Here is a 22,657-nt window from a genome sequence, read left to right as displayed (position 1 = left end):
GGTCGTCATGAATCAGTCGCAGGAGCAGGGCGCGTCACCCTGGCATGAGGGCGAGCGGCAGTTGCAGGAAAGCGTCGGTGTGGCCGAGCGCATGGAAGTATTCGGGCGCAAGGTGGTGCGCGATTACCTGCCCGAGCAGCATCAACTGTTCTACGCGCAGCTGCCGTATTTGCTGGTGGGCGCCGTCGATGAGCACGGCGTGCCATGGGCGACCCTGATTGAAGGGCCGCCGGGATTTGCGCATTCGCCGGATCCCCACCAGTTACAACTCGAACGCCTGCCCGCCGAGGGCGATCCCGTCCGGCCCGCGCTCAAGGCAGGTGCCTCGGTGGGGCTACTCGGTATCGACCTGAAAACCCGCCGACGCAACCGAATGAATGGCCGCATCAGCACCGCCATCCAAGGCGGTTTTGCCGTGGCCGTCGAACACGCTTTCGGCAACTGCCCGCAATACATTCAACTGCGTGCCGTCGACCCCGGGTCAGTGGGCCGCGCTTCGTCTGCGGTGGCGGTCGAGCGTTTTGATGAACTCGACGAAGCCGCCCGGGCGACTATTGGCAACGCCGATACCTTTTTCCTTACCAGCTACGTAGACCTTGATGGCGATCCGGCAAAACGCTCGGTGGATGTCTCGCACCGGGGCGGCAATGCCGGATTCGTGCGGGTCGAGGGCAACGTGCTGACGATCCCCGATTTCGCTGGCAATCTGCATTTCAATACCCTGGGCAATCTGCTGCTCAATCCTCGTGCGGGGCTGCTGTTTGTCGATTTCGAATCGGGTGATGTGCTGCAAGTCGCAGGAAGCACCGAGATCATCCTCGAGGGTCCTGAAATAGCAGCGTTCCAAGGCGCCGAACGGTTCTGGCGAATGACTGTGGAGCACGTCGTGCGCCGCGCCGGTGTGCTGTCGTTGCGTTGGCAATTTGAAGGATTCTCCCCCAACAGCCTGATGACCGGCAGTTGGCAGCAGGCCGAGGGTCGTTTGCAGGCCGACGCCCTGCGCGATCAATGGCGGTTACTCCGCGTGGCCCGCATCGTTGAAGAAAGCACTAGTATCCGGTCGTTCTACCTGGAACCGACCGACGACGCGGGCTTGCCGCGCTTCGAGGCCGGGCAGCATTTGCCCGTGCGCTTTTGCCTGGCCGAGGGGCAGGCACCTTTGGTGCGCACGTACAGCCTGTCGAGCGCACCGTCGGACAGTTTCTTCCGAATCAGCGTCAAGCGTGACGGGCGGGTCTCGTCGCATCTGCACGAACGCATCCGCGAGGGCGATCTGATCGAAGCCCGCGCGCCTCAGGGTCGGTTCACGGTGAAAGCGGATGAGCGACGGCCGCTGGTGCTGCTGGCTGCGGGTGTCGGCGTGACGCCCTTGTTGTCGATGCTGCGCGAAGTGATCTACGAAGGCGAACGCATCCGCCGCACTCGACCGACCTGGTTTATTCAAAGTGCCCGCAGCCTCGCCGAGCTGGGGTTTCGCGATGAGTTATTCGAGTTGGCTACCCGTGCCAAGGACTCGGTGCGAGCGCTACGCCTGCTCAGTCAACCCGAGGACCATGCCCGTGAAGGTGAGGATTTCGAGGTGGCGGGGCGGGTCGATATCGAGTTGCTCAAGGCGTTGCTGCCGCTGGACGATTACGATTTCTACCTGTGCGGACCCGGTGCCTTTACCCAAGGGATTTACGACAGCTTGCGGGCTTTGCGCATTGGCGACGAGCGCATTCACGCTGAGACATTCGGGCCTTCCACGTTGGTCCGTCTGCGTGACCAACTGAGTCCGGCCCCGGCACAGGTGCCGGCAGCGGACAGCCCGGTGAAAGTGGTGTTTTCAGGCTCGGCCAAGGAAGCACGTTGGGAGCCGGGTGGCGGGACGTTGCTGGAACTGGCTGAAAGCCGAGGCTTGAACCCGGATTTCAGCTGCCGTGGCGGCTCGTGCGGGACGTGCCGCACCCGGTTGCTCAGCGGGCAGGTGCATTATCTGAACCTGCCCGCCGAGCTGCCGGCGCCAGGGGAAGTGCTGATCTGCTGCGCGGTGCCGGCCAAGGGTGATGAGCCCTTGGTGTTAGAGATCTAGCGCGGCCAGCCATCAAGCAGCTTCGACCGCTTTGCCATACACGGCGCAGGCGGTCGGGTGTTCGGCCAGTGATACAAAGTGGCGGCTGCCAGCTTCCAGGGCGTCGATCGAACCGGTCTCGATGTCGTAGACCCAGCCATGCAGGTTCAACTGACCCTTTTCCTGGGCCAGGCGCACGCTCGGGTGCGTCTGGATGTTGGCCAGTTGCGCGATGACGTTTTCCCGGACCATCGAACTCACCTTCGCCGCGTCATCGGCGTGAGGGCGGGATTCGTTGATGACCTTGGCGGATTCAGCGTGTTGCAACCAGCCACTGACGGCGGGCAAGTGATCCATGCATGTGCACTTGGCGATGGCGGTCATGGCGCCGCAGTCCGAGTGGCCGCAGATCACAATGTCCGTCACGCCCAGCACCGCGACTGCATATTCAACCGTGGCCGAGACACCGCCCGGGTGCGGGCTGTAGGAGGGCACGATATTGCCGGCGTTGCGGATCACGAACAATTCACCGGGCTCTTGTTGGGTCAGCAGTTCGGGGACCACGCGGCTATCGGAACAGGTGATGAACAGCGTGCCGGGATGCTGGGTGGTGGCCAGGTGTTTGAACAGGTCGGTGCGTTGCGGGAACGCTTCGTTCTGGAACTTCAAGAAACCTTCAATGAGCGCTTTCATGGTGACGTCCTCTTGACTCGAATCGTTATCCTGTAGCAGCTGTCGAGCAGCGCGAGGCAGCGTTCGACTGCGTAGCAGTCGCATGGGTCTGCGAAGACTTCGTCTTCGGACGCTGCCTCGCGCTGCTCGACAGCTGCTACAGGGAGATGTGTGATTAGAACGGGCGCAGTGGCAGGAACTTGCCGTCGAGGGTGATGACTGCGCGGTGGCCGCCTTCCGGATCTTCGACTTTCTTCATGTCCAGTTTGAAGTTGATTGCACTGATGATGCCGTCGCCAAATTGCTCATGAACCAGGGCTTTCAACGTGGTGCCGTAGATCTGGATCATTTCGTGGAAACGGTAGATGGTCGGGTCAGTTGGAACGCCCGAGAGGCTGCCGCGCAGCGGGATGATTTGCAGGCGGGCGACCGAGTCGGCATCCAGGTCCAGTTTTTCGCCGACCACCTTGGCCGCTTTTTCTGGCAGTGGGTGCTGGCCGAGCAGGGCAGCGGTGACGTAGGCCAGGCTCAGGCCTGTGCCCTCGGCCATGTCTGCGAAGGACAGGTTTTTGCGAGCTTTGGCGTCGAGGATTTTGGCGGTCAGCTCGAGGCTGGTGTCGTTGTAAGCGTGGGACTGTTGCATGGTGTTTCTCCTGTCGGCGTTGTGTTGCTTGGGTGTGAAGCAATCTTCTGCCGATTGATCCATAGCGTCCAAGACCGATATACAATGCTTCGCATAAGCCTTGCCTATAGATGGTGTTCCCATGCTGCTGCGACATCTGCGTTATTTGCTGGCGGTTGCCGACCACGGCGGCTTCACCCGCGCCGCCGAGTCGCTGCACGTTTCACAACCGACCCTGTCCCAGCAAATCCGCCAACTGGAAGACACCCTGGGTGTGAGCCTGTTTGACCGAACCTCGCGCACGGTCAAGCCGACCGATGCGGGCGAGGCCTACATCGAATGTGCGCGTCGGGTATTGGTGGAGCTGGAAGCCGGCAAACGGGCGCTGCATGACGTGAAGGACTTGTCGCGCGGCACCTTGCGCCTGGCGATGACGCCGACGTTCATGGCGTATCTGGTGGGTCCGTTGGTACGCGACTACGTGGCACGGTTTCCCAACATCCACCTGCAGATTTTCGAGTTGTCGATGGATGACATCGAGGCGGGTCTGGCGGATGACTCGCTGGACATCGCCATCGCCTTTACCCAGGTCAGAAATGCCGACATCGAGTCGATCCCGGCGTTTACCGAAACCCTGGGGGTGATGGTGGGGCGGGATCACCCGCTATATGAACGGCAAGCCGCGTTGTCCGCTGAAGAGGTGGCGCAACTGGACTTTGCGCTGTTAGCCCAGGACTTCGTCACCCGCACCCGCATCGATGACTATTTTGCCCAGGAGCAGATCACGCCGAAGGTGGTGATTGAGGTCAACTCGGTGAGCACCTTGCTGGAGGTGATTCGGCACACGGCCATTGCCACCATCCTTCCAGAGCCCATCGCCACCCAGGACCGGGCACTGCGCAAAATTCCATTGCTGGGGGATGCGCCTACGCGCGGGGCGGCGCTGCTTCGGCGCAAGAACAACTATCACAGCGCGGCGTCGGTGGCGTTCATGAGTCTGGTGTTGGGCACGGTCAGCGAGTGAATCAGTCGTCCAGTGATTGGGAGACGCCATTGGGGGCCTTTCCCGTGGAGCTCACGGTCACCGAGTCGTCATCGGCGAGAACGATCGAGATCGTGACGCCCGAACCCTTGGCTTCGAAGCTGCGCTCTTTGATCATGGCTTTGGTCTCGGCTTCTATGTTGTTGATCAACACCGGCCCGTCCTGATCCGCGTGAACGATGATTTTTCCGGGGCAGTCCATGTCGAATGAGGGAACACCTTCGATCTTGTTTGCGTGAGCAATCGTTGCAGTGGATAGCAACAGCAGAAATGTCAGGGTGTTTTTCATCGCAAGTCTCCATGGGCACAGCAGCGAATACGCTTAACGATAGCTGTATTTGCCGCGCACGAGACAAACAAAAAAAGGCCCCGCTCGATACTACGAGCGGGGCCTTTTTATTGATGAGCAGCGGGGGTATCAGTAGAACCGGTCAATCACCCGAACTTCGTTGTGGTTCTGCATCGAGGCCCACGCCTGTTTAAGGGTTTGCAGAACATGACCGATGAAGTCCTTGTCAGCCGCGGCTTTCTTGCCGACATAGCCTTGGCCGCGACGGTACATCTTCAGTCGGGCCAGCAGGTTCTGGTTGTTCTGGTCGAACTCCGCTTCATGGGTGTGCGGCGACAGGCAGTCGATTTGAACCTGGCCCGATTTGCTGATCCACAGAATGTGGCTGTCGTGGCTGTCTTTTTGCGCAGCGAACAGATGAGCCAGTTCATCGATAGTAGGTTGATTGTTCAGATTCATAATATGCCCCTTGACCATTTGGTGATCTTTCAAAGTTGATTCGCTAATACAGGTAGCCCATCGGTTAGTTGATCCCTGGCACCGAAACCAGGACGTCAGCGGTCAGCCGTCAATTCGACGGGGTCTCGCGTCTGTTGCATGTAGTCGTGTTGAATAACTGCTACGCAATAGCGTCACAACGAAGAGAAGCAGCGAAAACCTGGAGGCCACCGCCGACTGTTGAGGGTCGGCCACAAGCTTCATGAGGATTGATCGCCAGCGCTTCTCGTCCTTGTACTGGACGTTCGGGCCAGGTCAGCTTCTTCAATCTGCCTTGTGGGCAGCGTGTATCCGGGAAAAACAGCTCGGCGGTCAGACGAGCTTGCTCAAACATGTTGCTGTACTCCCGATCGGGGAGATGTCTGCATCATGCAAGGGCAAATCGGAGGCGTCAACCGTTATGTAGTGATTATTTTCAGTCACTACATATTGTCGGACAAAGCGCTTTGGAATTAAAAACGGGAGCCGCGAGCTGCCAGTCTGGATGATGGCGGGGAGCGTTGGAAGCGGTAAAAGGTGCAGGGATAACCGTCTACCGGCCGCTGATGCAGGGTGAAACCGTTGCCCGCGAGCTCGGGCATCACCCCGGCCCAGAACCGCCGTGCAGGCGGGTTCGCGTCGATGTGGAAAATCTGCCATTGACCAGGGAACCGGCTCAAGAGGGTGGACACGACAAACCTCGCGACACCTTGGCCACGAAAGCGTCGGCTGATGAACAAGTAGCCGATGTTGTGCTCGGCACCCTCGATATGAACGTCGTCGTCCACCGTCACGAAACCGGCGAGCTCTCCATCCACTTTGATCAGAAACGGCCGGGTTGCGGGGTTACGCCAATAATCCAGTGTCGGCTGGATATTGAAGAAACCGTGCTCGCCGAGTTTCAGCGGTAGAAACTCGCTGAAGTCGTGCATATAAAACTGCATCAGGTTTTCAATCGTTTCCAGTTCGTCGCGGTGTGCGGCATGCAGTTCTATCGAGGGCATGCTGGGTTCTCTCCAGAATCGAAGGGCCGTCCGTGGCCCTTTCGGGATCACTCAGTGAGGCGCGAAGTCGTATGTCCCGCCGGTCTTCAACGCCGCGGCGTAAGCCGGGCGCGCCTGGAAACGTTCAACCCAGGCCGATACATGAGGGTAGTTGCCCAGCTTGCCCTGGGCGCGGGCAATCTCGCCGATAAAGCTCATCTGGATATCGGCGGCGCTGAACGCGTCACCGAGCAGGTAATCGGACTGGCTCAACGCCGTGTCGAGGTAGCCAAGGTAGTTGGCCACTTCGGAGTTGATGCGCGGGTGCAGCGGCGCACCGGCTTCACCCAGACGCCCCACGTACAGGTTCAGCATCAGCGGCAGCATGGCCGAACCTTCGGCGAAGTGCAGCCACTGGACGTATTCATCGTAGGCGGGGGTAGACGGATCGGGTTGCAGGCGCCCCTGGCCGTGACGACGGATCAGGTAGTCGATGATCGCAGAGGACTCGATCAGTTTCTGCGCGCCATCTTCGATGACCGGCGATTTGCCCAGGGCGTTGATCGCTTTCAATTCCGGCGGGGCCAGATTGGTTTTCGGATCACGCTGATACCGTTTCAGCTCATAAGGAATGGCCAGTTCTTCCAGCAACCAGAGAATCCGTTGGGAGCGGGAGTTGTTCAGGTGGTGCACGATAATCATAAACAAGGTTCCTGTAGCAGCTGTCGAGTGAAACGTGGCTGCGATGCCATTTTCAGAAAATGGGGCCATCGCCGGGCTTGAAGAACACTAGACCATCACGGTCCATTCGAAGTGCCTTTAAGCGTTGTTGGCCGGTTTCGCCGTGCGTTTGGCGCCTGTCGACGGCTTGCGCTTGGCGGGCTTTCGTTTGTTTTTCCACGGGGTGGCGCCACGACCCGCCGGGCTCGCGGGCCCACTGATGGTCAGGCTCAGGCCGGCGCAACGGGCGACCTGTTTGCTCATCCATGCGGCCTGTTTGGTGACGAATTCTTCCAGGCTCATCTCGCCGCTTTGCACCATGTCCAGCGCCTGTTCCCAGATGGCCGTGGTGCCGGGGTCGGCGATGGCGCGCGGTACCGCATCGATCAGGCTGAAGGCCGCCGGGGTCGCGGCCAGGGCCTTGCCATTCTTGATCAGGTAACCGCGGTCGAGCAGGCCCTGGATGATCGAGGCGCGTGTCGCCTCGGTGCCGATACCGGTGGTGTCCTTGAGCTTCTGTTTGAGCAGCGGGTCTTCCACCAGTTTGGCGACGTTCTTCATCGCTTTGATCAGGTCGCCCTCGGTGAACGGCTTGGGCGGCTGGGTCCAGAGGTCCTTGAGCTTCACGTCGGCCACCGCGCACTCACGCCCTTCGGCCAATGCCGGGAGTGTTTGCGGCGCCGGTGCCTCGCGACCCTTGGCCGGGGCGAGCGCCTCGGGCAGGGCGCGTTTCCAGCCGGGTTCGACGATCTGCTTGCCGACGGCGCGCAAGGCTTCACCGGCGCAGTCAAAGTCGGCCTGGGTGCGGTCGTATTCATGGTTGGGCAGGAACTGCGCCAGATAACGCGCGCGGATCAGGGTGTAGACCGCACGTTGCTTGCCCACCAGTCGATCGAGATGCTTGGCCGCCGCCGTCGGGATGATGCCGTGGTGAGCCGTGACCTTGGCGTCGTTCCAGGCTCGTGAGCGGCGCTGTGGCTCCAGGTGATCGTTCAAGGCGTTCAGGGACGGATCGGCCTGCCGGAGCGCGGCGAGAATGCCCGGGGCTTCGCTGTGCTGGCTCAGCGGCAGGAAACCGCAATCGCTGCGCGGGTAGGTGATGACTTTGTGGGTTTCGTAGAGCGCCTGGGCAATGTCGAGGGTTTCCTGGGCACCGAGCCCGAGCTTCTTCGAACAGACTTCCTGCAAGGTGCCCAGGTCGAACGGCAAGGGCGCGACTTCACGCATCCGCTCGGTGCGCAGCTTGATCACCCGGGCACTCGCCGCGCTGCTGATGGCGGCGGCTGCTTGCTGGGCCAGCGTTTGATTCAGGCAGCGATCCTGATCGTCACAGACGTCGGATGCTGCGCGCCACTGGGCGGTGAACGCCGTGCCGTCATGCAACAGTTGCACGTCGATGGCCCAATAGGCGACCGGCACGAAATCGGCAATGCTGCGGTCGCGATCCACCACCAGCCGCAAGGTCGGTGTTTGCACCCGGCCCACCGGCAACACGCCCTGATAACCGGACTGACGGCCCAGCAACGTGAACAAACGGCTCATGTTCATCCCGATCAACCAGTCGGCCCGGGAACGCCCCAGCGCCGAATGATAAAGGCTGAAGGTCTCGGCCCCCGGCTTGAGTGCCGCCAGCGCCTTGCGAATCGATGCATCGTCCAGCGCCGACAGCCACAGTCGCCGGATCGGCCCGCGATAGCGGCAATGCTCGACCAACTCCCTGGCAATCATCTCGCCTTCACGGTCGGCGTCAGTGGCAATCACCAACTCATCAGCCTCGCCGAGCAGGCGTTTGACCGCCTTGTACTGGCTGGCGGTGCGCGGTTTGACCGTCATCTTCCATTTTTCCGGAATGATCGGCAGATCCGCCAGCACCCAACGCTTGTAGCGCGCGTCGTAGGCGTCCGGCGGCGCGGTTTCCAGCAGATGGCCGATGCACCAGGTCACCGTGACGCCCGTCCCCAGCCAGCAACCGTCGCCCCGACGCTTGGCGCCGAGTACCGCCGCGATGTCTTTGGCCTGGGAAGGTTTTTCACAGAGGTACAGCTGCATAACCACCATCGTTCATCAAGTGTGCAAGAGGCGCACAGAATGGCCGGTGATGAGCAATGGATCAATCATTATCTGTATGGATGTACAGCAAAGCTGTTGCGTTTGTTTGCGCCAGTCAAAACGGCCCGTTCGGCTGCGAAGCAATCGTGTCGGCGAATTTTGGGTTATACCTGAAACTTCGCAGTCTCAGATTCTGAGGCCGCTGCGCAGCTGAGAGGGAGCAAGCTCCCTCGCTACATGAGCGGGGCGTAAATCTTGCCCCACAGGTCCATCACCGTCATGAGGAATGCATTCCATGAGCACCGGTCCCAGTCCTGTCATCACCATCGCCGAGCAGCCGGGCAGCCTGCTGGTGAAGTTTCATGGTATTCAGGTGGCCGCCTCCTCGCGTGCACTGGTGCTGCTGGAGGCCAATTATCCTCCGGTGTATTACGTGCCCTGGGAGGACATCGACGAAAAGTATTTCGCTCGCACCGACCACACGACCTATTGCCCGTACAAGGGCGACGCCACTTATTACAGTTTGCAGATCCCGGGGCATGAGGGCGCCAACGCGGTGTGGCGCTATGAAGACCCCAAGGTGTCGGTCGAACAGATTCGCGGGTATGTGGCGTTCTATCCCGATCAAGTCAAGTTTGAGGTGCTTAAAGACGTTGAGTGAGGGTTCGTGTTGACGGTCATGCTGGTCACTCACGCGCGATGTTTCAGGCATACCTGCTTTTGTGGCGAGGGAGCTTGCTCCCGCTGGGCTGCGTAGCGGCCTCAAAAACGGGGCAACCCTACCGATTTTTGTGAGTGCTGCGCACTCAAGCGGGAGCAAGCTCCCTCGTCACAGGTTTTCATTGACTGAAGAGAGCTTAGGTGCACAGCTGCCCGTACTAATCGGGCGTTTTCATTTCAGCGAACAGCGCCCACCAGCGTCGATTCATCAATCTGCCCAATCGAAGTCACCCCGGTCAGCGTCATGGCCACGCGCATTTCCTTGGCGAAAATAGCCAGCATGTTTTCCACCCCGCGTTGACCATCGGCCGCCAGCGCGTAGGCCATGGAGCGCCCCAGCAATACGCCTTTGGCGCCCATGGCCAGCATCCGCACGACATCCAGCCCCGAGCGGATGCCCGAGTCGACCAACACCGTCAGGTCATTGCCCACTGCTTGCATGATCGGCGGCAATGCCTGGGCGGTGGAGAGGACGCCGTCGAGCTGCCTCCCTCCGTGGTTAGACACCACAATGCCATCCGCGCCAAAACTGACCGCGTCCCTGGCGTCCTGCGGGTCGAGGATGCCTTTGATGATCATCGGGCCTTTCCAGAATTCACGAATCCACTCCAGATCGCTCCAGCTGATCGAAGGGTCGAAATTATTGGCCAGCCAGCCCATGTAGTCTTCGAGCGTGACGGCTTTGCCCAGGTACTTCGAGATGTTGCCCAGGTCGTGCGGGCGGCCCATGACGCCGACGTTGAACGCCCAGTCGGGGCGGGTCATGGCCTGCAGCATTCGTCGCGACGATGCAAAAGGCCCGGACATGCCCGAATGCGCATCCCTGTAGCGGGCGCCCGGGGTAGGCATGTCGACGGTAAACACCAGGTTTTTCACCCCGGCGGCCTTCGCACGCTCCAGGGCGTTTTTCATGAAGCCCCGGTCTTTGAGCACGTACAGCTGAAACCAGATGGCTTGCTGGCTCTGCGCCGCGACTTCCTCGATCGAACACACCGACACCGTTGAAAGGCACAGCGGGATGCCTTTGTTCTGCGCCGCTCTGACCGCCTGCACTTCACCCCGGCGGGCAAACATGCCGGTCAGGCCGACCGGCGCCAATATGATGGGCATTGAAAGGGGTTGATCGAAGAGGGTGGTTTCCAGGCTCAGGGTTTCGACGTTTTTCAGAATGCGCTGACGCAGACTGATGCCTGCCAGATCGGCGCTGTTGGCCCGCAGCGTGTGCTCGGCATAAGCCCCGCCGTCGATGTAATCGAACAAAAAACGCGGGAGTTTGCGACGTGCAGCCTCGCGGTAGTCGGATGCGGATGAAATGATCATGGGGCCTCGGTCTGGTGAGTGTCGGGGCTGTAAAGCTCGTTGAGCTTAACCTGTGGCGAGGGAGCTTGCTCCCGTTGGCCTGCGCAGCAGGCCCAAACCGGTCGCCTCGGTGTGTCAGAACAATCGAGTTGACTGGTTTGGGGCGGCTTCGCCACCCAGCGGGAGCAAGCTCCCTCGCCACAGAGGCCACAGAGGCCACAGAGGCCACAGTGGCCATAGGGAATTACGGTGACTTCAGTTGGTATCCAGATCCACGTTTTTCGTCTCACGCAGACAGATCATCCCCACCACCAGGCTCACCGCGGTAATCACCACCGGGTACCACAGCCCGTAGAAGATGTCCCCGGTATACACCACCAACGCAAACGACACCGTCGGCAGGAACCCGCCGAACCAGCCGTTGCCGATGTGGTAGGGCAGGGACATCGAGGTGTAGCGGATGCGGGTCGGGAACAGTTCGACCATCAGCGCCGCCAACGGGCCGTAGCACATGGCGGAAATGATGATCAGCACCACCATCAGCGCCACGATCATGGGTTTGTTGACCTGTTGCGTATCGGCTTGTGACGGATAGCCCGCCAAGGTCACCGCACCGCGCAGGGCTGCTTCGTCGAAGCCATCCAGCTTGACGTCACCGACGCTGACCTGCACGCCGCTGCCGGCCGGCGCGGCTTCGCTGGTGTAGGGCAGGCCCTGTTTTACCAGGAAGGTTTTGACCTTGTCGCACGGGCTGTCAAATTTCGCCTTGCCCACCGGGTCGAACTGGAACGTGCAGGTGGCCGGGTCGGCCAACACGGTGATCGGTGCCTGACGGCTGGCCTGGTCGATGGCCGGGTTAGCGTAGTGGGCGATGGATTTGAAGATCGGGAAGTACAGCGCGGTGGCCAGCAACAGGCCGATCATCAGCACCGGTTTGCGCCCGACCTTGTCCGACAGCCAGCCAAAAAAGATGAAGAACGGCGCGCCGATGATCACGCTGACAATCAGCAGACTGTTGGCCAGGGCCGGGTCCATTTTCAGGAACTGCGTGAGGAAAAACAGCACGTAGAACTGTGCCGCATAAAAGGTCACCGCTTGCCCGGCGTTGATGCTGAACAGGGCGATCAGCACCACTTTGAGGTTTTCCCATTTACCGAAGGAATCGCGCAGCGGCGACTTGCTGAGCTTGCCTTCCTCTTTCATTTTCACGAAGGCCGGCGACTCGTGCAGGCTCAAGCGAATCCAGGTCGAGATGCCCAGCAGCACGATGGAAAACAGAAATGGAATGCGCCAGCCCCAGACTTCAAACTGGTCACCGGTGAAGTAGCGGCAACCGAGCACCACCAGCAGCGACAGCAACAGGCCGAGGGTGGCGGTGGACTGAATCCAGCTGGTGTGGAAACCGCGTTTACCCATCGGCGCGTGTTCGGCGACATAGGTCGCGGCGCCGCCGTACTCACCGCCCAGGGCCAGGCCCTGAAGCATGCGCAGCACCACGAGGATGATCGGCGCGGCGATGCCGATGCTCGAGTAGGTCGGCAACAGCCCGACGCAGAAGGTCGCCAGGCCCATGAGGACGATGGTCGCGAGGAACGTGTATTTACGCCCGATCATGTCCCCCAGCCGTCCGAACACCAACGCGCCGAAGGGCCGCACGATGAAGCCGGCGGCGAAGGCCATCAGCGCAAAGATGAACGCCGTGGTGTCGTTGACCCCGGCGAAAAACTGCTTGCTGATCACCGCCGCGAGGGCGCCGTAGAGGAAAAAGTCGTACCACTCGAACACCGTCCCGAGTGACGAGGCGAAGATGACTTTGCGAGTGTCGGGGCTGGTGTCGACGCTGAGCGTGGCATCCAGGGGCTGAACATGTTCTGACATATCGGTATCCCTCACAGTGATTGTTTTTGTTGTTCCACTGTCGGCGCCAGCCTGGTGGGCGGGCGCCGCGCATCCATAAAGCGGGTGAATATCAATCTTTGTAGGAGCGAAGCTTGCTCGCGAAGGTGTCAGACCTGATACACCGCGTCATCGTTCTTCGCGGGCAAGCCTCGCTCCTACGGGTGTGATTCAGGCGTTAGTCAGCAGTTCCTTCTCTGGAGTAAGGCTCCCTGCGCCGGGGTTGAGGATCAACTGCGCCGCCTTCTCGGCGATCATCAGCGTAGGCGAACAGGTGTTGCCCGAGGTAATGCGCGGCATGATCGAGGCATCGGCGATGCGCAGACCGGGAATGCCGTGAACGCGCAACTCGGCATCGACCACCGCATCCACATCGTTGCCCATGCGGCAGGTGCCCACCGGATGGAAAATCGTCGTGCCAATCCGCGCAGCGGCTTCGTGCAGTTCTTCTTCAGTCTGCAAGCTGTCGCCGGGCAAGTACTCGACCGGTTTGAACGCTTGCAGGGCCGGGGCGGCGACGATGCGTCGAGTCAGGCGAATGGCATCAGCCGCAACCCGCAAATCTTCCGGATGGCTCAAATAATTGGGCTGAATCAGCGGCGCTTCCTGCGGATCGGCGGAACGGATCTCCACCCGTCCACGACTCTGCGGCCTTAGATCGCAAACCGACGCCGTGAAAGCAGGGAAGGCGTGCAGCGGTTCGCCGAAGCGTTCCAGCGACAGTGGTTGCACGTGGTATTCGAGATTGGCCGAAGTCTGCTCCGGCCCCGAGCGGGCAAACGCCCCGAGCTGACTCGGCGCCATCGACAATGGGCCGCTGCGGTCATACAGATAACGCAGGCCCATGCCCATCTTGCCCCACACGCTGCCGGCGATCTGGTTCAGGGTGCGAGCGTTTTCCAGTTTGTAGATCAGCCGCAGTTGCAGGTGATCCTGCAGATTGCCGCCCACGCCGGGCAGCTCATGGGCCACGCCGATCCCCAGTTTTTCCAGGAGCGGGCGAGGGCCGATGCCGGAGCGTTGCAGAATGCTCGGTGATCCGACGGAGCCCGCGCACAACACGATTTCCTTGCGCGCCTTGAAGGTTTTCGCCTGACCCTGGTAACGGGTGCTGACCGCAGAGGCGCGGCCGTTTTCCAGCAGCACGCGGTCCACTTCGACGTCTGTCAGCACGGTGAGGTTGGGGCGATTGCGGATCGGTTTGAGAAATGCCTTGGCCGCGTTCCAGCGAATCCCGGCCTTCTGGTTGACCTGAAAATAGCCGCAGCCTTCGTTATCGCCCTGGTTGAAGTCATCGATGCTGGCAATGCCGCTTTGCTCGGCGGCACTGCGGAATGCATCCAGAATCGGCCAGGACAGCCGCTGACGCTCGACCCGCCAGTCGCCGCTGGCGCCATGAAATTCCGAGTCGCCGGCAAAATGGTTTTCGCTTTTCTTGAACAGCGGCAACACGTCGTTCCAGCGCCAGCCCGGATTGCCGTCAGCGGCCCAGCCGTCATAGTCGCCGGCCTGGCCCCGCATGTAGATCATGCCGTTGATCGAGGAACAGCCGCCCAGCACCTTGCCGCGCGGGTAACTCAGGGCACGACCTTGCAGGCCGGGTTGCGCTTCGGTCTTGAAGCACCAGTCGGTGCGCGGGTTGCCGATGCAGAACAGGTAACCCACGGGGATGTGAATCCACGCATAGTTATCGCGGCCGCCGGCTTCGAGCAGCAAGACGCGGTGTTGCGCGTCGGCCGACAGCCGATTGGCCAGCATACAACCGGCCGGCCCGGCGCCGACCACGATGTAGTCGAATTCATCAAGGGAAGTCTGCATCCCTGACCTCGTATTGTTGTTCTTGTTGTCGGTCATCCTAGTTGTTAGCTTTCGTCAAAAGAATGTTAGTTTTTGCGCAGCCGCTGTGCGTTTTCAGACAGCGCCTCACACAGCGTAGCCCCAAGGACGACTCATGTTCGACTGGAATGACCTGCGGTTTTTTCTCGAATTGCAACGCAGCGGGCGTTTGCTCACCGCCGCCCGCCGTTTGAACACTACCCACGCCACCGTCGCCCGGCACATCGAGGCCATCGAAAAGAGCCTCGGCACTGCGCTGTTTGTCCAACATGCTCAGGGCTACGAACTGACCCCGGCCGGCGAAGCGTTGCTCAAACACGCCGAAGCCATGGAAAACGTCGCGTTGCTGGCCCAGGAAGAAATCACCCAGTCCACCGCACCTCTGGGCAAGATCCGCGTTGGCGTGACCGAAGGGTTGGGCATCATGTTCCTCGCCAGCCGCATGAACGGGCTGTTCGAACGCTACCCCGGACTGGAAGTGGAACTGGTGGCGGTGCCGCGCTTCGTCAGCATCCTCAACCGCGAAGCCGAAATCAGCATCCACCTCGAACGCCCGGCCGCCGACATGCTGGTCACCCGCAAACTCACCGACTATCGATTGGCGCTCTACGCCAGCCAGGCCTACCTCGACAAGGCACCGCCGCTGCACAGCCGCGAAGACCTCGGCCGGCACGCGTGGATCGGCTACGTCGACGACCTGCTGTTCAGCCAGGAACTGATGTTCCTCAACAGCTTCTGCCGCAACCCGCAGGTGGTGTTTCACAGCACCAGCGTCATCGCCCAGCAACAGGCGGCGCGCTCGGGATTGGGCATCGCGGTGCTGCCGTGCTACATGGCCAGCGCCGATCCGGAGCTGGTGCCGTTGTTTCCGGACGAGAGCATTGAGCGCAGTTACTGGATCAGCACGCGGCGGGAGTTGCACAAGTCGGTGAGATTGCGGGTGATGTGGGATTACGTGGTGGAGTTGTGTGAGGCGGAGCAGGGGTTGTTGATGGGATAGCGCTTGGTAACCCATCACAAAAGCCTGATCAGCCAAGCAATGACGAAAACAACGCAACACTTGCTCCCGCTGGACTGCGCAGCAGTCCTGGCCTTCAATCGTTGGGTGAAGACAAGGAGCGTCCACCGACACTCCGTCGCGAACAAGGGAGCTTGCAGCATGACCGAAGAGACAAAAGTGAAAGGCCCGGCGTCGTACTTTCCGTCGATTGAGAAAAAGTATGGGCAACCCATCAGCCACTGGCTGGATCTGCTCGGGACAGTGAGCGGCAAGAAGCATATGGAAATCGTGGCTTGGTTGAAGGATGAGCACGGGATGGGGCATGGGCATGCAAATGCGTTGGTGGCGCATTATTTGGCGAGTGCTAAAAAGTGAGCGACCTGTAAACGGCTTGCAAAGTGGTATGGCGGTGACATGGGTGCTGGATGTGCCACCGCAATCGCGAGCAGGCTCGCTCCTACAAGGTTCTGTGTCGACCACACATTTGAAAACGACACCGAACACCTGTGGGAGTGAGCCTGCTCGCGATGGCGTCAGCTGGCCCGCCGCATCCTGCCAGGGATCACTCAAGCACTCGGCGGCAACTCTCGCGTGGTGCGCTGCAGCGGGTTGCGCGGCTGGCTGTCGGGAATGGACAGCGTCGCGCGCAAGCCGCCTTCCGGGCGGTTGGCCAGGGTGATGCGCCCGCCCAGTCGGGTTGCGATGGTGTTGACGATGGTCAGGCCCAAACCCGCGCCATGGGCATTCCCGCGGCTGTAGAAGCGTTCGAACAAACGCCCACGATCCGCTTCGTCAATGCCGGGCCCCTGGTCCTCGACGCTCAGCGAATAGAAGCCGTCCGCTTGACTTAACTGAACCGTGATCACGCCGTGTTCAGGGGAGAAGTTTGCCGCGTTGCTGATCAGGTTGTTCAAGGCGATGTCGATAGCGGCGGCGTCGGCCACAACTTCAAAGCGGCGATCGGTGACGTCGAACGCCAGTTCAAGGTTCTTGCTCAGCAACCACGGCGTGAGCTGCACGAGGCTGTCGCGCACGGTGTCGGCCAAGTCGATGCTGCGCAGCACCGGCGCCATCGCATTGGGTTCGAGGCGGGCCATGGTCAGCAATTGATTGACCAGACGGCTGGTGCGGTCGACGCCGGCAATCAAAAATTCCAGGGATTCGCGGCGCTCTTGCTCGGTGCCGGCCTCCAGCAGGTTTTGCGCATGCACGCGCAGGACGGCCAGCGGTGTGCGCATTTCGTGGGCGGCATCGGCGATGAAGCGCCGCTCGCGGCCCAGCACTTCCTGAATCTGCGCGAGCATGCGGTTGAGCGCCGCTTGCATCGGTTCCAGTTCACTGGGCAACGGCGTCAGTTGCAGCGGCTCCAGCGAACCGCTGTGCCGTGCGCGCAAGGTCGCCGCCATGTCTTCCAGCGGCTTGAGGCCCCAGCCGATGGCCATCCAGATCATCGCCGCCAGAATCAGGCTGCCCAGCACATTGGGCCACAAGGTGTGCCGCACGATCCGGTCCACCAGGTCCGAGCGCACGTCGTCCCGTTCGCCGACCCAGATTCTCAGGTCGTTCTGTTTGTCTTCCAGCAGGAACGCACGCCAGTGGCGGTTGTTCAGGTCCACCACGTCGCTGAAGCCGGGTTTGGTCGGCGGCGCGTTGAAGGAGGGCGCGCTGGCCGTGTGCACCAGCACTTCACCGGTGCGGTTCCAGACCTGAAAGGCCATCTTGGTTTCATAGGGATGGCCATCGACCCTCGGCTCGGCCTCGCCTAGCGCCTTGTTGAAGGCCTGATACAGTTCGGCGTGTTCCTTGCTGGCCATCGGCATGCGCATCACGCCCTGCAACAGCCGGGCGTTTTGCGCGAGTTGGGCATCGTAGACTTCGGCGATTTCGTGATTGCTGTCGTGCAGGTTTAACAGGCTGATCACCGCCAGCCCTACCAGCATCAGGCCAATGATCAGCGTGAGCGTGCGGTGCCGGATCGACGTCATCGGCGCTCCTCCACCAGGTAACCGACACCGCGAATGGTGCGGATCAGGTCGGTGGAGAATTTTTTGCGCAGGTGATGAATGTGCACTTCCAGGGTGTTGCTTTCGGCTTCCTCGTTCCAGCCATACAGCAACTGCATCAGGTGATCGCGGGTCATGACCCGGCCCGGCGGCGAGAGCAATTCGTGGAGCAACTGATACTCCTTGGGCGTCAACGCCACCGGTTCGCCCTGATAACTGACTTGCTGGGTGCCGGGGTTGAGGCTGATGCCGGCGTGTTCGATCAGCACCTGGGCGCGGCCGGCGCTGCGCCGCAGCAAGGCCCGCAGGCGAGCTTTGAGTTCCGCCAGATCAAAGGGTTTGACCAGGTAATCGTCGGCCCCGGCATCCAGCCCGGCAATGCGGTCTTCGGTCGCGTCCCGGGCGGTGAGAATCAGCACCGGCAGGTTGGAGCCGCTGTCACGCAACCGGCGCAGTACTTCAAGGCCGTCCATGCGCGGCAGACCGAGGTCGAGCACCGCCAGGTCAAAGGTTTCACTGAGCAGCGCATGCAAGGCGCTGGTGCCGTCCTTTAGCCAATCGACGGTATAACCTTCGCGGCCCAAGGCCTGATGGATGCCCTCGCCGAGGGCCACGTCGTCCTCAATCAGTAATAAGCGCACACGGACTCCTGTCAGTCGAGTTTCTTGTTCACGTCCACCAGCAACGTTTCGATCTCTTTGCGACGCCCGGCGTCGGCGATTTCCCGGCCTGGCCTTGGAGCAGCTTGCAGGGCCTTTTGCAGCGCGACTTTAGCTTCGCTGTAACGTTTTTCACGGTAGAGGTGATCGCCCCAGAAGTACAGACTATCGATGCCGTTCGGGTTGAGTTGCAAGGCCTGCTTGAGCAACTGTTCGGCCTTGTCCGAATCACCGAAACCGATGGGCCAGCCGGGGACGCGGTCATACAACGCGCCGAGGCTGGTGTAGGCCGAGCCTTGCAGGGCTTTCGGGTCCAGCGTCATGGCTTTCTCCAGATCGGCTTTCGCCGCTTTCACCTTGCTCAGCGCACCGAGCCCACCCTGCGCACCGGCCCAACTGCTGCTGACGATGCCGGACCAGATCCAGGCTTCGGCCACCGATTGGCGTTCCTGAGTGAACGCGGACGCCTGGGCCGCCAGTTTCTCGAACGCAGCGGTGCGTTGCGCCTCCGGGACTTCGTATTGAATGTGCGCCCAGCTTTGCTGGATGCCCTGGAGGCGTTGCTGGTCGGCGGGTTCCAGTGCCCAGACGCTCTGGCTCAGAGCCCCCAGCAGCAGGCCAGCGATGATTTTCTTCATGGTTTGAGGTTCTCGTTGTCGGGCTTCTGACTCAGGCGACGGATCAGCGGCAATTGCTTGCGCAAGCCCCGGTCCACCAGATTGGGCAGCAGGCTGTTGAGGCGCACAAAAAAGCGCTCCGGCCAGCCGAGGTACAAGTCGCGGCGGTCACCGGCAATTGCATGCGTCACCGCGGCGGCGACGGTTTGCGGATCGTCGACGTTGGCCTTGAGCGCATCGTTCAACGCCTGCGCCGCCGGGCTGTTCATGCTGGTGCGGGTGGCGCGCGGGGCGACGTAGAGCACGCTGACACGGGTGTCCGCCAGCTCCCGGCGCAGGGCCTCGGAAAACCCGCGCAAGGCAAATTTGGTGGCGCAATAACTGGCGTAACCGGGGTAACCGATGGAGCCGTAAGTCGAACCGACGTTCACCACCATCGCGCTCTCGGCTTGCTTGAGCAGCGGCAGCAGGGTTTTGGTCAGGCAGATCGGCGCGCTGATGTTCACCGCCAGCATGGCGTGGATGTCGCTGTCCTCCAGCTGTTCAAGCATGGCGAAATGATTGACCCCGGCGGCATTGATCAGCAGGTTGACCCCGCCAATCGCTTCGGCCGCGCTGAACACCTTGCGCCGGTCGGACAGCACGGTCAGGTCCGCGCCGACCCAGCACAGGTGTTGCGGATAGCGCTCAAGCAAAGGCAACAGCGGTTCCTGGTGCCGAGCCACCGCCAGCACCCGGGCACCGCTGGCACACAACGCAGTGGCGATCGCCAGGCCGATGCCGCCGCTGGCACCGGTCAGCACCACGCGAGCTTCATGCAGCTTCATTCAGGGTCTCCCCGTCACGCGGCAAGCCGCGGAACATGTCGGTGTAAAGCCTGTACACCACTTTGGAGGCGTGAATCACCGCTGCCTGATCGGCCGGATCGTCGAGGGTGTTCATCAATTGGCGATAGGTCTGCATGTGCTCGATGTCCAGCGAGCCATGGGAACTGAGGTAACTGAAGGCGCTTTCCGGCAACGCCAGACGCTCGCGGATGCTGCCGGCGGCGTGGGTGGCCAGGGCGATGCTGGTGCCTTCCAGCACGTTGACCATGCCGAACAGGCCGACCGGGTTATCGCGGGCAATCAGGTCGTAGAGGTAGCTGACCATCAATTCAATCGGCATGGACGGACGACCATCGCGCACCGCGTCTTTGTCGCCGCCGCAGGCTTCGATGTCATTGAGTACCCATTTCTCGTGACCGTATTCCTCCTCGATGTACTCGCATACCGCTTTACGCAGCCATTCCAGGCGCGACGGCAATTTCGCCCCGCAGGCCATCATCAACGGCACCGTGTGGCGCACGTGGTAATAGGCTTGCGCCAGGAAGGCCCGGTAGCTTTCCAGGCTGACCTTGCCCTCAAGGGCATCGCGAATGATCGGCAGATTGAACAGTTCATGGCGTTCGTGTTGTGTGGCTTCTTGCAGCGTGTCGAAAAAACTCATGATGCGGATTCCTCGGAAAATACAGATTCAGTCAATTGCGCCCGGTAACGCTCCATGATGGCGTCGCGGCGCGGGCGGCCATTGGCGGTGAGCAAGCCATTGGCGGGGGTGAAGGGTTGATCGAGACGGGTCCAGTGATGGACCTGGGCGTAACCGGGCAAGGCCTCGTTGGCTTGGGCCACCGCAGCGGCCAGTTCGTCGTCGGTGCAGTCCGGGCGATGGGGCCAGAGCAGCGCGTGGTTGTGCGGCATGGCTTCGCCGTAGACGAAGGCCTGGGCGATATGGCGGCGCTGGGTCAATTCCGCCTCGACCCACTCCGGGTTGACGTTGCGCCCGAAACTGGTGACGAATTGATGCTTCTTGCGCCCCTTGAGGTAGAGAAAACCTTCCGGGTCGAACTCGCCGAGATCGCCGGTTGGCCACCATTCTTCGGTGTGCGGCGCCTCGCCCAAGTAACCGAGCAAGGTCGAACCCTTGACCAGCACTTCGCCGTCCTCGGCCAAGCGAATCGTTACGTGGGGCAGGGGCCGGCCGACACTGCCGGGTCGGCGCGCTTCGGGCCGATTCAGGCACACCACCGAGGCGCATTCCGACAGCCCATAACCCTCGTAAACGGGAATGCCGATGCGTTGTGCGCGATGCAGCAATTCCTCGGACACCCGCGCACCACCCACCGCCGCGAAACGCAACGAGTAGGGGCTGAAGGCTTTCTGTTCGGCAGCGCTGACCAACATCAGCAACAACTGCGGAACCAGAATCAGGCTCTCAGGCGCCCGGGTGGCCAGGCAACCGAGCAGACGCGGCACATCAACGCCGCTGGCCCCCTGAATCCCCAGGGTTTGCTGACTGGGCAAACTCAACGTGGCCCCGGCATACAACGCCGCATAGCAACCGAGGTTTTCCAGCAAGATCGCCAAGGGCAACAATGCCAGGTGCTGCTGCGGATCGGTGGGTTTGCTGGCCTGATTCAGTTCGCGAGCGACCGTCATCAGGCTCTCGGCGCTGAGGCACACGCCTTTGGGCGTGCCCGTGGTGCCCGACGTGAAGGTCAGTTTGGCGGTCCCTTCCGGCAGCCGGTTCGGGCCGCTGAACGTGCGGCGCCAGAACTCACCGGTTTTCTCGTAGCCGGCCGTTTGCAATTCGTCGTCCAGCGCGGGTTCGGCAATCACCCGCCCGGCCTGGCTTTGTTCCAGGCAGTGGGCGCGTTGAGCCGGGCTGAAAAAGGGTGGCAGCGTCAGGCACGTCAGGCCTTCGAACAGCGCAGCGAGGTCCCAGAGCATCGCGTCGACGCCATTGTCCAACGCCAGCGCGAGCACCTTGACCTGCTCATCGCGCAGCCGTTGCTGGCGGTACACCACTTCGGCGTACAGCGTGGCGTAATCCACCTTCTGATTATCACCCCACAACGCAATGGCGCTGGTCTTGCGCTCGGCATGGCTGCGCAGGGTCTGTTTGAAACGCTCGGTTTCAGGCGACATGGCTGGACTCCTCAAGAGTCGTGGGCAAACCCAGGCGATTGAACATCCCGATGTTGCGCAAATGAATGAACCCGGCGCGGATGTTGCCGACGTGCACCCAAGGCTTGCTCTCGTAATAACTGCCCCAGTGCTGGCGCTCATCCCCCAGCCGCTCGGGGTCGGCCGCGCACAGCGTCACCGGTTTCAAGCCCAGGCGATGAAAACTGTTCACCAGGCCGACGTTGCCGGTGAACGCCACCCATTCCAGGCCGCCCGTGGCCAGCAGGTAGGTGAGGGCGATGATGCTCATCCGCGCACTGCCGGTGTCGCTGGCGGCCAGATTGCCGACTTCGACGATGCCGGTGCGATCCACCGGGCGGTCGGCCGCAGCGCTGATCAGCGGCTCGATCGACTCGTCCAGATAACGTTCCAGAAACAACGATTCGGCATTGGCCATGCGCACACCAGCCACCGCACACAGCGTGCCGGAGGCATCGCTCATGCCAAACAGCTCCGGCATGAAGTGGCGGATATCGGCACCGTGGGCCTTACGAAAACGTTGCTGGATAAAGGCTTCAAAGACAGGCCGCTCGACGTCGTCCGGCAACGCCCTGGTCAGACTCATCGGCGGCGTTTCGGCCTGGCCGAAGCTCAGGGGTAGAGGAATATTCCATTCAAAGTCAGGCATTGGAAGACGCCTCCCGGGTAAGTGTGGGAGGAGTATCGGAGGCATTTCTTAACGGAATCTGAAGGTAAGAAAAAGATCATCTGCCGCTGT

At 61.2% G+C, this 22,657-nt stretch carries 22 protein-coding genes; 5 read left to right on the top strand and 17 right to left on the bottom strand.

Going from position 1 to position 22,657, the window contains the following annotated elements:
- Window positions 1–7: 7 nt before the first annotated feature.
- Window positions 8–2,071, top strand: coding sequence for a 2Fe-2S iron-sulfur cluster-binding protein (locus ACA068_RS17180; RefSeq protein WP_497303438.1), 2,064 nt, complete (start codon window positions 8–10; stop codon window positions 2,069–2,071).
- A gap of 12 nt (window positions 2,072–2,083) precedes the next feature.
- Here the strand turns inward: ACA068_RS17180 and ACA068_RS17175 are convergent, their stop codons facing one another.
- Window positions 2,084–2,743 (bottom strand): carbonic anhydrase, encoded by a 660-nt coding sequence (locus ACA068_RS17175; RefSeq protein ID WP_497303436.1) that lies wholly within the window; start codon window positions 2,741–2,743, stop codon window positions 2,084–2,086.
- Between the two features lie 154 nt (window positions 2,744–2,897).
- Window positions 2,898–3,365, bottom strand: coding sequence for a cyanase (gene cynS / locus ACA068_RS17170; protein WP_497303434.1), 468 nt, complete (start codon window positions 3,363–3,365; stop codon window positions 2,898–2,900).
- A 121-nt stretch (window positions 3,366–3,486) separates the two neighbouring features.
- On the opposite strand from cynS, the gene cynR reads away from it, so the two are divergent.
- On the top strand, window positions 3,487–4,368 hold the full coding sequence (gene cynR, locus ACA068_RS17165; protein ID WP_497303432.1) for a transcriptional regulator CynR: 882 nt from the start codon (window positions 3,487–3,489) through the stop codon (window positions 4,366–4,368).
- A gap of 1 nt (window position 4,369) precedes the next feature.
- Here the strand turns inward: cynR and ACA068_RS17160 are convergent, their stop codons facing one another.
- From ACA068_RS17160 to ACA068_RS17140, 5 genes are all read right to left on the bottom strand, one after another.
- Window positions 4,370–4,675 (bottom strand): hypothetical protein, encoded by a 306-nt coding sequence (locus tag ACA068_RS17160; RefSeq protein WP_497303430.1) that lies wholly within the window; start codon window positions 4,673–4,675, stop codon window positions 4,370–4,372.
- A 129-nt stretch (window positions 4,676–4,804) separates the two neighbouring features.
- A complete protein-coding gene (locus ACA068_RS17155) occupies window positions 4,805–5,134 on the bottom strand; it encodes a hypothetical protein (protein WP_497303428.1) in 330 nt (109 codons plus the stop codon).
- A 491-nt stretch (window positions 5,135–5,625) separates the two neighbouring features.
- Window positions 5,626–6,156 (bottom strand): GNAT family N-acetyltransferase, encoded by a 531-nt coding sequence (locus tag ACA068_RS17150; RefSeq protein ID WP_497303426.1) that lies wholly within the window; start codon window positions 6,154–6,156, stop codon window positions 5,626–5,628.
- A gap of 51 nt (window positions 6,157–6,207) precedes the next feature.
- Window positions 6,208–6,837, bottom strand: a complete 630-nt coding sequence (locus ACA068_RS17145; RefSeq protein WP_497303424.1) for a glutathione S-transferase family protein — start codon at window positions 6,835–6,837, stop codon at window positions 6,208–6,210.
- A 117-nt stretch (window positions 6,838–6,954) separates the two neighbouring features.
- Complete coding sequence (locus ACA068_RS17140; RefSeq protein ID WP_497303423.1) at window positions 6,955–8,904, bottom strand: DNA topoisomerase III; 1,950 nt, start codon at window positions 8,902–8,904, stop codon at window positions 6,955–6,957.
- Window positions 8,905–9,199: 295 nt separating this feature from the next.
- Here ACA068_RS17140 and ACA068_RS17135 point away from each other — a divergent pair, with 295 nt between their 5' ends.
- On the top strand, window positions 9,200–9,565 hold the full coding sequence (locus ACA068_RS17135) for a DUF427 domain-containing protein (protein WP_497303421.1): 366 nt from the start codon (window positions 9,200–9,202) through the stop codon (window positions 9,563–9,565).
- 236 nt (window positions 9,566–9,801) lie between these two features.
- Here ACA068_RS17135 and lldD read toward each other — a convergent pair whose 3' ends face one another.
- From lldD to ACA068_RS17120, 3 genes are all read right to left on the bottom strand, one after another.
- Window positions 9,802–10,944, bottom strand: coding sequence for an FMN-dependent L-lactate dehydrogenase LldD (gene lldD, locus ACA068_RS17130; RefSeq protein ID WP_497303419.1), 1,143 nt, complete (start codon window positions 10,942–10,944; stop codon window positions 9,802–9,804).
- A 234-nt stretch (window positions 10,945–11,178) separates the two neighbouring features.
- Window positions 11,179–12,801, bottom strand: coding sequence for an MFS transporter (locus ACA068_RS17125; protein WP_497303418.1), 1,623 nt, complete (start codon window positions 12,799–12,801; stop codon window positions 11,179–11,181).
- A gap of 189 nt (window positions 12,802–12,990) precedes the next feature.
- Window positions 12,991–14,637 (bottom strand): GMC family oxidoreductase, encoded by a 1,647-nt coding sequence (locus ACA068_RS17120; RefSeq protein ID WP_497303416.1) that lies wholly within the window; start codon window positions 14,635–14,637, stop codon window positions 12,991–12,993.
- 133 nt (window positions 14,638–14,770) lie between these two features.
- Here ACA068_RS17120 and ACA068_RS17115 point away from each other — a divergent pair, with 133 nt between their 5' ends.
- Window positions 14,771–15,655 (top strand): LysR family transcriptional regulator, encoded by an 885-nt coding sequence (locus ACA068_RS17115; protein ID WP_109629829.1) that lies wholly within the window; start codon window positions 14,771–14,773, stop codon window positions 15,653–15,655.
- 159 nt (window positions 15,656–15,814) lie between these two features.
- Entirely contained in the window at window positions 15,815–16,030 is a 216-nt protein-coding gene (locus tag ACA068_RS17110) for a DUF4287 domain-containing protein (RefSeq protein WP_497303413.1), read from the top strand.
- Between the two features lie 191 nt (window positions 16,031–16,221).
- Here ACA068_RS17110 and ACA068_RS17105 read toward each other — a convergent pair whose 3' ends face one another.
- Genes ACA068_RS17105 through ACA068_RS17075 form a run of 7 tightly spaced genes read right to left on the bottom strand, consistent with a single transcriptional unit; the run spans window position 16,222 to window position 22,567 of the window.
- Window positions 16,222–17,640 (bottom strand): ATP-binding protein, encoded by a 1,419-nt coding sequence (locus ACA068_RS17105; RefSeq protein WP_497303411.1) that lies wholly within the window; start codon window positions 17,638–17,640, stop codon window positions 16,222–16,224.
- Window positions 17,637–18,299 (bottom strand): response regulator, encoded by a 663-nt coding sequence (locus ACA068_RS17100; protein ID WP_463852227.1) that lies wholly within the window; start codon window positions 18,297–18,299, stop codon window positions 17,637–17,639. The genes ACA068_RS17105 and ACA068_RS17100 overlap by 4 nt, the downstream gene beginning before the upstream one ends.
- 11 nt (window positions 18,300–18,310) lie before the next feature.
- Entirely contained in the window at window positions 18,311–18,955 is a 645-nt protein-coding gene (locus ACA068_RS17095) for a tetratricopeptide repeat protein (protein WP_497303409.1), read from the bottom strand.
- Window positions 18,952–19,761, bottom strand: coding sequence for an SDR family oxidoreductase (locus ACA068_RS17090; RefSeq protein WP_497303407.1), 810 nt, complete (start codon window positions 19,759–19,761; stop codon window positions 18,952–18,954). Before ACA068_RS17090 ends, ACA068_RS17095 begins: the two co-directional genes overlap by 4 nt.
- Window positions 19,748–20,422 carry an iron-containing redox enzyme family protein gene (locus tag ACA068_RS17085; RefSeq protein ID WP_497303405.1) on the bottom strand — a complete coding sequence of 225 codons (675 nt, stop codon included), beginning with the start codon at window positions 20,420–20,422 and terminating at the stop codon, window positions 19,748–19,750. Before ACA068_RS17085 ends, ACA068_RS17090 begins: the two co-directional genes overlap by 14 nt.
- Entirely contained in the window at window positions 20,419–21,900 is a 1,482-nt protein-coding gene (locus ACA068_RS17080) for an AMP-binding protein (protein WP_497303403.1), read from the bottom strand. The genes ACA068_RS17085 and ACA068_RS17080 overlap by 4 nt, the downstream gene beginning before the upstream one ends.
- Window positions 21,890–22,567: a thermostable hemolysin gene (locus ACA068_RS17075; RefSeq protein ID WP_497303401.1), complete on the bottom strand. Its 678-nt coding sequence runs from the start codon at window positions 22,565–22,567 to the stop codon at window positions 21,890–21,892. Before ACA068_RS17075 ends, ACA068_RS17080 begins: the two co-directional genes overlap by 11 nt.
- Window positions 22,568–22,657 lie beyond the last annotated feature (90 nt).

It is taken from the genome of Pseudomonas sp. LBUM1660, from assembly GCF_059695935.1.
This window is presented reverse-complemented; position numbering and strand designations above follow the sequence as displayed.

Excerpts from the sequence above, each read along its gene's own strand:
- ACA068_RS17180 (WP_497303438.1), top strand. The coding sequence starts at position 8 with ATGAATCAGTCGCAGGAGCAGGGCGCGTCACCCTGGCATGAGGGCGAG.
- ACA068_RS17175 (WP_497303436.1), bottom strand. The coding sequence starts at position 2,743 with ATGAAAGCGCTCATTGAAGGTTTCTTGAAGTTCCAGAACGAAGCGTTC.
- cynS (WP_497303434.1), bottom strand. The coding sequence starts at position 3,365 with ATGCAACAGTCCCACGCTTACAACGACACCAGCCTCGAGCTGACCGCC.
- cynR (WP_497303432.1), top strand. The coding sequence starts at position 3,487 with ATGCTGCTGCGACATCTGCGTTATTTGCTGGCGGTTGCCGACCACGGC.
- ACA068_RS17160 (WP_497303430.1), bottom strand. The coding sequence starts at position 4,675 with ATGAAAAACACCCTGACATTTCTGCTGTTGCTATCCACTGCAACGATT.
- ACA068_RS17155 (WP_497303428.1), bottom strand. The coding sequence starts at position 5,134 with ATGAATCTGAACAATCAACCTACTATCGATGAACTGGCTCATCTGTTC.
- ACA068_RS17150 (WP_497303426.1), bottom strand. The coding sequence starts at position 6,156 with ATGCCCTCGATAGAACTGCATGCCGCACACCGCGACGAACTGGAAACG.
- ACA068_RS17145 (WP_497303424.1), bottom strand. The coding sequence starts at position 6,837 with ATGATTATCGTGCACCACCTGAACAACTCCCGCTCCCAACGGATTCTC.
- ACA068_RS17140 (WP_497303423.1), bottom strand. The coding sequence starts at position 8,904 with ATGCAGCTGTACCTCTGTGAAAAACCTTCCCAGGCCAAAGACATCGCG.
- ACA068_RS17135 (WP_497303421.1), top strand. The coding sequence starts at position 9,200 with ATGAGCACCGGTCCCAGTCCTGTCATCACCATCGCCGAGCAGCCGGGC.
- lldD (WP_497303419.1), bottom strand. The coding sequence starts at position 10,944 with ATGATCATTTCATCCGCATCCGACTACCGCGAGGCTGCACGTCGCAAA.
- ACA068_RS17125 (WP_497303418.1), bottom strand. The coding sequence starts at position 12,801 with ATGTCAGAACATGTTCAGCCCCTGGATGCCACGCTCAGCGTCGACACC.
- ACA068_RS17120 (WP_497303416.1), bottom strand. The coding sequence starts at position 14,637 with ATGCAGACTTCCCTTGATGAATTCGACTACATCGTGGTCGGCGCCGGG.
- ACA068_RS17115 (WP_109629829.1), top strand. The coding sequence starts at position 14,771 with ATGTTCGACTGGAATGACCTGCGGTTTTTTCTCGAATTGCAACGCAGC.
- ACA068_RS17110 (WP_497303413.1), top strand. The coding sequence starts at position 15,815 with ATGACCGAAGAGACAAAAGTGAAAGGCCCGGCGTCGTACTTTCCGTCG.
- ACA068_RS17105 (WP_497303411.1), bottom strand. The coding sequence starts at position 17,640 with ATGACGTCGATCCGGCACCGCACGCTCACGCTGATCATTGGCCTGATG.
- ACA068_RS17095 (WP_497303409.1), bottom strand. The coding sequence starts at position 18,955 with ATGAAGAAAATCATCGCTGGCCTGCTGCTGGGGGCTCTGAGCCAGAGC.
- ACA068_RS17090 (WP_497303407.1), bottom strand. The coding sequence starts at position 19,761 with ATGAAGCTGCATGAAGCTCGCGTGGTGCTGACCGGTGCCAGCGGCGGC.
- ACA068_RS17085 (WP_497303405.1), bottom strand. The coding sequence starts at position 20,422 with ATGAGTTTTTTCGACACGCTGCAAGAAGCCACACAACACGAACGCCAT.
- ACA068_RS17080 (WP_497303403.1), bottom strand. The coding sequence starts at position 21,900 with ATGTCGCCTGAAACCGAGCGTTTCAAACAGACCCTGCGCAGCCATGCC.
- ACA068_RS17075 (WP_497303401.1), bottom strand. The coding sequence starts at position 22,567 with ATGCCTGACTTTGAATGGAATATTCCTCTACCCCTGAGCTTCGGCCAG.